The 8,871-nt window shown below is 74.0% G+C and carries 8 protein-coding genes; 6 read left to right on the top strand and 2 right to left on the bottom strand.

The features are described from left to right. The coding region (locus ACFXA3_RS23655) for a peptidoglycan-binding protein (protein ID WP_385189768.1) at nucleotides 1-697 on the top strand (697 nt) is incomplete at its 5' end. A 41-nt stretch (nucleotides 698-738) separates the two neighbouring features. Here the strand turns inward: ACFXA3_RS23655 and ACFXA3_RS23660 are convergent. Beyond that, a complete protein-coding gene (locus ACFXA3_RS23660; RefSeq protein ID WP_385189771.1) occupies nucleotides 739-1,482 on the bottom strand; it encodes an SDR family NAD(P)-dependent oxidoreductase in 744 nt (247 codons plus the stop codon). A 150-nt stretch (nucleotides 1,483-1,632) separates the two neighbouring features. Here ACFXA3_RS23660 and ACFXA3_RS23665 point away from each other — a divergent pair, with 150 nt between their 5' ends. Then, a complete protein-coding gene (locus ACFXA3_RS23665) occupies nucleotides 1,633-2,709 on the top strand; it encodes an RNA ligase (ATP) (protein WP_385189773.1) in 1,077 nt (358 codons plus the stop codon). A gap of 66 nt (nucleotides 2,710-2,775) precedes the next feature. Here ACFXA3_RS23665 and ACFXA3_RS23670 read toward each other — a convergent pair whose 3' ends face one another. Next, nucleotides 2,776-4,101, bottom strand: a complete 1,326-nt coding sequence (locus tag ACFXA3_RS23670) for an ROK family protein (protein WP_385189776.1) — start codon at nucleotides 4,099-4,101, stop codon at nucleotides 2,776-2,778. Between the two features lie 182 nt (nucleotides 4,102-4,283). On the opposite strand from ACFXA3_RS23670, the gene ACFXA3_RS23675 reads away from it, so the two are divergent. From ACFXA3_RS23675 to ACFXA3_RS23690, 4 genes are read left to right on the top strand one after another with little or no spacing between them, the layout of a single operon-like run. Beyond that, nucleotides 4,284-5,606, top strand: a complete 1,323-nt coding sequence (locus ACFXA3_RS23675; RefSeq protein WP_385189779.1) for an ABC transporter substrate-binding protein — start codon at nucleotides 4,284-4,286, stop codon at nucleotides 5,604-5,606. Nucleotides 5,607-5,616: 10 nt separating this feature from the next. Next, entirely contained in the window at nucleotides 5,617-6,546 is a 930-nt protein-coding gene (locus tag ACFXA3_RS23680; RefSeq protein ID WP_385189780.1) for a carbohydrate ABC transporter permease, read from the top strand. Then, entirely contained in the window at nucleotides 6,539-7,399 is an 861-nt protein-coding gene (locus ACFXA3_RS23685; protein ID WP_385189782.1) for a carbohydrate ABC transporter permease, read from the top strand. The genes ACFXA3_RS23680 and ACFXA3_RS23685 overlap by 8 nt, the downstream gene beginning before the upstream one ends. A 22-nt stretch (nucleotides 7,400-7,421) precedes the next feature. Next, nucleotides 7,422-8,813 carry a GH1 family beta-glucosidase gene (locus ACFXA3_RS23690; RefSeq protein WP_385189785.1) on the top strand — a complete coding sequence of 464 codons (1,392 nt, stop codon included), beginning with the start codon at nucleotides 7,422-7,424 and terminating at the stop codon, nucleotides 8,811-8,813. The last annotated feature ends 58 nt before the right edge of the window (nucleotides 8,814-8,871 follow it).

Genomic DNA, 8,871 nt, shown 5'->3' on the forward strand with positions numbered 1-8,871 from the left:
CCCGCGCCCCCCCCCGCCCGCCCCACCCGCCGCCACCCGCGCGGGCACCGCGCGCGGCGCCCACGCCGCGCCCCACGCCGCGCCCCACGCCGCGCCCCACGCCGCGCCCCACGCCGCGCACGGGGCCCACGCCGCGCACAGGGGCCGCGCCGCCGGGCGCGAGCGCGGCAGCCGGCTTCCGCTGGCGGTCCTCGCCCTGCTCGCCCTCGGCGGCGCCGGTTCGCTGGTGTGGCTGCTGACCGGCCCCGACCCGCAGCCCGGCCGCGCCGTGGTCCGGCCGGACCTGTCCGTTCCGATGCTCCCGGCACGCAGCGCCGGCGCCGGCGGCGACACCGACGAGCCCTCGCCCGCAGGGTCCGGACGGGCCTCCGGACGCTCCACGCCCCCGGCGACGGCGCCGGCGGCGCCGTCCGGGCCGTCCACGCCGCCGAGCCCGAAGCCGACGCCCCCGGCGGGCGCCCCGTCCGTCCGGCCGTCGTCGGAGCCGACCGGGACGCTGCGGATGGGCGACCGCGGGCCCGAGGTGAGCGCCCTCCAGCAGCGGCTCCTCGGGCAGGGGTTCACGTACGTCTCGGTCACCGGCGTCTACGACAGCCAGACCAAGCGCGGGGTCGCGCAGCTCCAGCGCGACCGGGACATCAAGGGCGACCAGCCGGGGGTGTACGGCCCGGCCACGCAGGCGGCGTTCGGCGGCTGACCGGGCTGACCGGGCTGGCCGGCGGCCGACACCGCCACCGCTCAGCGGCCGCCCGAGACCCGCAGGACGGCGCCCGTCGTGTACGAGGCGTCCGGGGACAGCAGCCACGCGATGGCCCCGGCGATCTCCTCGGGCTGCCCGGCCCGCCCGAGCGGAATCCCGGCGGCCGCCCGGGCCGGCCGGTCGGGGTCGCCCATCGCGGCGTGCATGCCGGTCTCGACGATGCCCGGTGCGACCGCGTTGACCCGGACGCCGTCCGGGCCGAGTTCCTTGGCCAGCCCCACCGTCAGGGCGTCGACGGCGGCCTTGGTCGCCGCATAGTGGACGTACTCGCCGGGGCTGCCGAGCGTGGCGGCCGTCGAGGAGACGTTCACGATGGCCCCGCCGCCCGCCTCCGCCATGTCCCGGGCGGCGCGGCGGCAGGACAGCAGGTACCCCAGCAGGTTGACCTCGACCACGCGCCGCAGGTCCTCGGTCGAGGCGTCGGCGAGCCGGCCGAGCGGGCCGGTCACCCCGGCGTTGTTCACCAGGGCTGTCACGGCGCCGAACTCGGCCCCGGCGAGGTCGAAGAGCCGCTCCACCCCGCACTCCCGGGAGGTGTCGCCCCGTACGGTCAGACAGCGCGCGCCGGCCGCCCGTACGCGTTCCGCGACGGCCTCGGCCGCCGCGTCGTCCCGGAGGTAGCCGAGCACGACGTCATGGCCCTCGGCGGCCAGCCGCACACAGGCCGCGGCGCCGATGCCCCGGCTGCCTCCGGTGACGACGGTGACGGGACGGCGCGGCACGGGAACCTCCGGGGGCGGCGGGGAAGGGAAGGCGGGTCAGGCTAACACCGCGATTTCCGCTGGACCAGCAAAAATGCCGGCCCGCACAGTGGACGCCGTCGTAGCCGACACCGTCACCCACGACACCGTCACGTCCCAGGAGTTGCGCCCATGTCGACCTTGCGGGTCACCGCCGAAGAGCTGACCGTCCACGACCACCCGAACGCCGACGCGCTGGAGCTGGCCCAGGTGGGCCTGTACCGCGCCGTCGTCGCCAAGGGCGCATACCGCACCGGCGAGTTCGCCGTCTACATACCCGAACAGGCCGTGCTGCCCGCCGGACTGATCGAGGAGCTCGGCCTGACCGGGCGCCTCGCCGGCGGCGCCGCCGACCGGGTCAAGGCCGTCCGGCTGCGCGGCGAGCTGTCGCAGGGGCTGGTGTGCCGGCCGCGTGCGCTGGCCGGAGTGGACCTGGCGCGGGCGGCGCAGGAGGGCACGGACTTCGCCGGACTGCTCGGGATCACCAAATGGGCGCCGCCCGTCCCGACGACGATGAACGGCGAGGTGGAGTCCGCGCCCGACCTGCTGCCGTGGGTGGACATCGAGAACCTCCAGCGCTACCCGCACCTCTTCGAGCCCGGCGAGCCGGTCGTCCTCACCGAGAAGCTGCACGGTACGGCCTGCCTGCTGACGTACGTCGCGGACGACGGGCGCGTGCTCGTGTCCTCCAAGGGATTCGGGGCCAAGGGGCTGGCGCTGAAGGAGGAGGAGCGCAACCTGTACTGGCGGGCCGTACGCGGCCACGGCGTCCCGGAGGCCGCCGCGAAGGCCGCCGCCCGGCTCGGCGCCACCCGGATCGGCGTGTTCGCAGAGGTGTACGGCGCGGGGGTCCAGGACCTCGGCTACGGAACCGACGCGCGCACGGCCGCCCGGGGGCCGGGATACGCCGTCTTCGACGTCTCCGCGGAGATCGACGGGCAGGTGCGGTGGCTGGATCCGCAGGAGGTCTTCCCGGACGGGGAACTGCCCCTCGTGCCAAGGCTGTTCGAGGGACCGTACGCGCTCGACACGGTGCTGGAGCTGGCCGGCGGCCGTGAGACGGTGTCCGGCCGGGCGGTGCACCTGCGCGAGGGCGTGGTGATCCGCCCTGCCGTGGAGCGCCACAGCCCGGTCGTCGGGGGCCGGGCCATCGCCAAAGCCGTCAGCCCGGCGTACCTGACCCGCAAGGGCGGCACGGAGTACGAGTGACCGGCGCCGGGCCCCGCCGGGGGCCCGGCCCGATCGACGGGACACCCCCTGGCCTCGGCAGCCCCGTCAGCCCCGTCGGGTCAAGGACGTCTGCCAGCCCGGTCGTTCCGGGGTGGCCGGCGGGGCGGGGCGGCGGCCGCCGGTGGTGAAGAAGGCGGCGAGGGGGAGCGTGGCCGCGCCGACCGTGACCGCGTCCGGGCCCAGGGAGCCCAGGCCGACGGAGACCCGGGCGGCCGGGTGGCGCAGGGAGTAGCGGGTCGCGTGCTCCCGGACCGCCGGGAGGAGGTACGGGCCCAGCAGCAGCCCCGCCCAGCCGCCGATCAGGATCCGCTCCGGCCGGAACAGGTTGATCAGGTCCGACAGGCCCGCGCCCAGGTACTCCGCGGTCTCGTCGAGGACGTCGCGGGCCACCGGGTCGTCCGCGACGGCCGCCGCCAGCAGGGCCGCGAGGGCCGCCTCCTCGTCGACCGGGTCCGCGGGGCCCGCCGGGTCCGCGGAGTCCGCCGGGGTGCCCCCGGGCCCGCCGCGCTCCGCCCAGCGGGCCAGCAGTGACTCCGCCCCCGTGTACGCCTCCAGGCAGCCCCGTGCCCCGCAGCGGCAGCGCCGCCCCCGGACCGAGACCGTCAAGTGGCCCCACTCCAGCGGGGTTCCCTCCGTGCCGGCGCCGTCCGGGGAGCCGTCCGTGATCAGGCTCGCGCCGACCCCGGACCCGAACAGGACCACGACGGCGTCCCGCGCCCCCCGCCCCGCCCCGAACCACATCTCGGCCTGGCCCAGCGTCCGCGCGCCGTTGTCGATGAGGTACGGGACCTCCTGCGGCAGCGCCCCGGTCGCGCGCAGCAGGGCCTCCAGCGGCACCGCGTCCCAGCCGATCGTCTGCCCGTGCACGACCGCTCCGCCCGGGGCCCCGCGGTCCACGATGCCGGGGACCCCCACGCCCACGCCCAGCAGCCGTTCCGTACCGACCCCGGCCCGGGCGAGCACCGCCTCGATCCCGGTGCGGACGTGGTCCACGACCGGGCCGACGTCGTAGCAGCCGCGCGGCAGCAACGGCAGTTCCGTACGGGCGAGTTCGGTCAGTGCGAGGTCGAAGAGCTCGACGCGGACGCGGGTCTCGCCGACGTCGACCCCGATCAGGTGGGCGCTGCCGGGGGCCACGCGCAGCAAGGTGCGCGGGCGGCCGCCGTCCGAGTCGACGACGCCGGCCTCCTCCAGCAGTCCGTCCGCGATGAGCTCGCCGACGACGTTGCTGACGGATCCGGAGCTCAGCCCGGTCGAGGGCCCCAGCTCCTGGCGGCTCATCGGTCCGCCGAAGTAGAGCCGCCGGAGTACGGCGCTGCGGTTGCCGCGCCGCAGGTCCCGTACCGTCCGGCCGCCACGCCCTGTCGTCATCTGGTGCCTCCCGCGCTGCAGTTGGTCGCAACATACCCCTGCGCGAGCTCTTGACGCGACCCTTTCACGGGGCTTAACTCACGTCCTAAATTAAGGCCTGGACCAGCGGGTGCCGATCAGGCGCCCCGGCCGGGACCGCCTGCCGGCCTTCCCCCGACCCTGCCGAAAGGGGCCGATCCGCCATGCGCAGAATCCGAGCCGCCGCCAGCACCGCGCTCACCCTCTCCCTCCTCGCCGTCACCGCCACCGCCTGCGGCGGCGGCACCGCGAACGTCGGGGGCGGCTCCGACACGGCCCCGAAGGAACTGACGTACTGGGCCTCCAACCAGGGCCCCGATCTCGCGGCGGACCAGGCGACCCTCGGCCCGGAGCTGAAGAAGTTCGAGGAGCGGACCGGCATCAAGGTCAAACTCGAAGTCGTCCCCTGGTCCGACCTGCTGGGCCGGATCCTCGCTGCCACCGCCTCCGGCCAGGGCCCCGACGTCCTCAACATCGGCAACACCTGGTCCGCCTCCCTCCAGGCCACCGGAGCCCTGCTGCCGTGGGACACCGGCAGGTTCGCCGCGATCGGCGGCAGGGACCGGTTCGTGGAGTCGGCCATCGGCTCGGCGGGTGCCGCCGGCCAGGACCCGGCCGCCGTCCCGCTCTACTCGATGGCGTACGCGCTCTACTACAACAAGAAGATGTTCCGGGAAGCGGGCATCACCGGGCCGCCGGCCACCTGGGACGAGATGGCCACCACCGGCCGGAAGCTGTCCGGGGACGGAAAGTGGGCCCTCGGGGCGGAGGGCGCGAACCTCGCCAACAACATCCACCAGGCCTTCGTGCTGGCCAAGCAGCACGGAACGGACTTCTTCGACGCGGCCGGCAGGCCCGCCTTCGACTCCCCGGGCGCCGTCGAGGCCGTCAAGCAGTACGTCGACCTCATGGCCAAGGACAAGATCATCGCCCCGGGCAACGCCGAGTACGCCCAGAACCAGTCCCTCCAGGACTTCGCCAACGGCAAGACCGCCATGGTCCTGTGGCAGAGCGCCGCCTCCTCCTTCAAGAGCCACGGAATGAAGGAGGGCGACTGGGGCGTGGCCCCCGTCCCCGTACCCGCCGGAGGCACACCGGGGACCGGGCGGGGCACCAACTCCATGGTCGCCGGCATCAACCTCGCCGTCTTCAAGAACACCGACAACACCGCCGGCTCCCTGGAGTTCGTGAAGTTCATGACCAGCGACGAGGAGCAGAAGATCCTGAACAAGGCCTACGGATCCGTCCCGCCCGTCAAGGCCGCCCAGAGCGATCCCGCCTTCGCCGGCGAGGACCTCTCCGTCCTCCGCACCACCCTGGGCACCAGCGCCGCCCCGCTCCCACAGGTCCCGCAGGAGTCCCAGTTCGAGACCGCCGTCGGCACGGCCGTCAAGGAGCTCTTCGCCGACGCCGCCGCCGGCCGCCCGGTGACCACCGAGTCGGTCAAGGCCCGGCTCGCCAAGGCACAGCAGCAGATGGCGAGCTGAGTCCGGCCCGATGAACGCCAAGACCGCACGCCTGCGCCGCAGTTCCCTGCCCTACCTCCTGATCCTGCCCGCCCTGCTCCTCGAACTGCTCGTCCACCTCCTCCCGATGGTGATGGGCGTCCTGATGAGCTTCCGGCAGCTCACCCAGTTCTTCATCCGCGACTGGTCCCGCGCCCCGTGGACGGCATGGGCCAACTACGAACTCGTCCTCGACGTCGACCGGCCCGTCGGCGAGGCCCTCCTGCGCTCCTTCCTCACCACCTGCCTCTTCACCCTGCTCTCCGTCGGCCTGTGCTGGCTGCTGGGCACCGCGGCCGCGGTGTTCATGCAGGGCGGGTTCCGCGGCCGCGGCCTCCTGCGGGCCCTGTTCCTGGTCCCGTACGCCCTGCCCGTGTACGCGGCCGTCATCACCTGGGCGTTCATGTTCCAGCGGGACAACGGCCTGGTGAACCACGTCCTCCACGACCAGCTGGGCCTGGGCGGGGCCGAACACACCTTCTGGCTGCTCGGCGACAACAGCTTCTGGGCCCTGCTGACGGTCTCCGTCTGGAAGGGCTGGCCGTTCGCCTTCCTCATCGTGACGGCCGCGCTCCAGAACATCCCCGCGGAGCTGTACGAGGCGGCCGCGCTGGACGGCGCCGGCACCTGGCAGCAGATCCGCCGGATCACCCTGCCCTCGGTCGGCCCGGTCAACCAGGTACTGGTCCTGGTGCTGTTCCTGTGGACCTTCAACGACTTCAACACGCCGTTCGTGCTGTTCGGCAAGTCGGCCCCCGAGGCCGCCGACCTGATCTCCCTGCACATCTACCAGTCCAGTTTCGTCACCTGGAACTTCGGCACCGGATCGGCCATGTCCGTCCTGCTGCTGCTCTTCCTGCTGCTGGTCACCGGCGCATACCTGCTCCTCACCACCCGCGGACGGAGGAACGGGCATGGCTGACCGCCGGTCACCGCTGGACCCGCCCCCTTCCTTCCGGGTGGTCCGTGCCGCCTTCCTCACCCTGCTCACCGGCTTCGTACTGCTGCCCGTCCACGTGATGGTCACCAGCTCCCTCAAACCGCTCCGGGACGTCGCGGGCCGGTTCCGCTGGATCCCCGGCGGGCTCACCGTCCGCCCCTACCTCGACATCTGGCACACCGTCCCGCTCGCCGAGTACTTCGTGAACTCGCTGATCGTGGCGGGCACGGCCACCGCCGCCTCCGTCGTCATCGCCGTCTTCGCGGCCTACGCGGTCAGCCGCCACCGCTTCCGCGGCAGGCGACTGTTCACCGTCACCGTGCTCTCCACCCAGATGTTCCCCGGGATCCTCTTCCTGCTCCCGCTGTTCCTGATCTTCGTGAACATCGGCAACGCCACCGGGACCGCCCTCTACGGATCCCGCGGCGCGCTGATCCTCACGTACCTGACCTTCTCCCTCCCCTTCTCCATCTGGATGCTGATCGGCTACTTCGACTCGGTGCCCCGCGACCTCGACGAGGCCGCCACCGTCGACGGCTGCGGGCCCCTCGGCGCGCTGCTGCGCATCGTGGTCCCGGCCGCCGTCCCCGGCATCGTCGCCGTCGCCGTGTACGCCTTCATGACCGCCTGGGGAGAGGTGCTGTTCGCCTCCGTCATGACGAACGACACCACCCGCACCCTCGCCGTCGGACTCCAGGGCTACTCCACGCAGACCGACGTCTACTGGAACCAGATCATGGCCGCCTCGCTCGTCGTCAGCATCCCCGTCGTCGCCGGATTCCTGCTGCTCCAGCGGTACCTGGTGGCCGGCCTCACGGCGGGAGCCGTCAAATGACCCTTCCGGCAGGAGCCGTCACATGACCCTTTCCGAACCCCGCCGCGCCACCGCCCCCGCCACCGAGGGCGGCCCCATCGACCTCGCCGCCCTGCCCCGCGACTTCGCCTGGGGCACCGCGACCTCCGCCTACCAGATCGAGGGCGCGGTCGCCGAGGACGGCCGCGGCCCCTCCATCTGGGACACCTTCTCCCACACCCCCGGAGCCGTCGACGGCGGCCACACCGGTGACACCGCCTGCGACCACTACCACCGCTGGCGCGAGGACATCGCCCTCATGCGGGAGCTCGGCACCAACGCCTACCGGATGTCGATCGCCTGGCCACGGGTCGTCCCCGACGGCGACGGCCCGCCCAACGCCAAGGGCCTCGCCTTCTACGACCGGCTCGTCGACGGCCTGCTCGACGCCGGGATCACCCCCTGCGTCACCCTCTACCACTGGGACCTGCCCCAGGCCCTCCAGGACCGCGGGGGCTGGCCCGAGCGGGCCACCGCCGAGCACTTCGCCGCGTACGCCGGGCTCGTCGCCGGCCGCCTCGGCGACCGGGTCACCCAGTGGGCCACCCTCAACGAACCCCTGTGCTCCGCGTGGATCGGCCACCTGGAGGGCCGGATGGCCCCCGGCCGGACCGACCTGACCGCCGCCGTCCGCGCCTCCTACCACCTGCTGCTCGGCCACGGCCTCGCCACCCGGGCCGTACGCGCCGCCGCCCCCGGCGCCCGGATCGGCATCGTCAACAACCTCTCCACCGTCGGGCCCGCCACCGACACCGAGGCCGACCGGGCGGCGGCCCGGCGCATGGACGGCCACGTCAACCGCTGGTGGCTCGACCCCGTCCACGGCCGCGGCTTCCCCGCCGACATGCGCGAGGTCTACGCCGTCGACCTCCCCGAACGCCCCGGCGACGCGGCCGCCATCGCCACCCCGCTCGACTGGACCGGCCTGAACTACTACTTCCCGCAGACCGTCACCGCCGACCCGGCGGGCCCCGCCCCCCACGCCCGCCAGACCGACCGCCCCGGCGTCCCGCGCACCGGCATGGACTGGGAAGTCGACGCGGACGGCCTGGAGGCCTTGCTCATGCGGCTGACCGAGGAGTACGGGGCCCGCCGCATCCACGTCACCGAGAACGGCTCCGCGTACCACGACACCGTCGCCGCCGACGGCAGCGTCCACGACCCCGAACGCGCCCGGTACCTGACCGGACACCTCGCGGCCTGCGCACGCGCCGCCCGCCGCGGCGCGCCGCTGGCCGGGTACTACGCCTGGTCCCTGCTGGACAACTTCGAATGGGCCTACGGCTACGACAAGCGGTTCGGCCTCGTCCGCGTCGACTACGACACGCAGCGCCGCACGGTCAAGACCAGCGGCCGCCGCTACGCCGAGGTCATCGCCGCGCACCGCGCCCTGTGAGGGCGCGGACCCGTGCGCCGCGGGGGGGGGGGGGCCCCCCCCCCCCGCGGGGGCGGGC

The organism is Streptomyces sp. NPDC059456 (assembly GCF_042750055.1).
GTDB lineage: Bacteria > Actinomycetota > Actinomycetes > Streptomycetales > Streptomycetaceae > Streptomyces.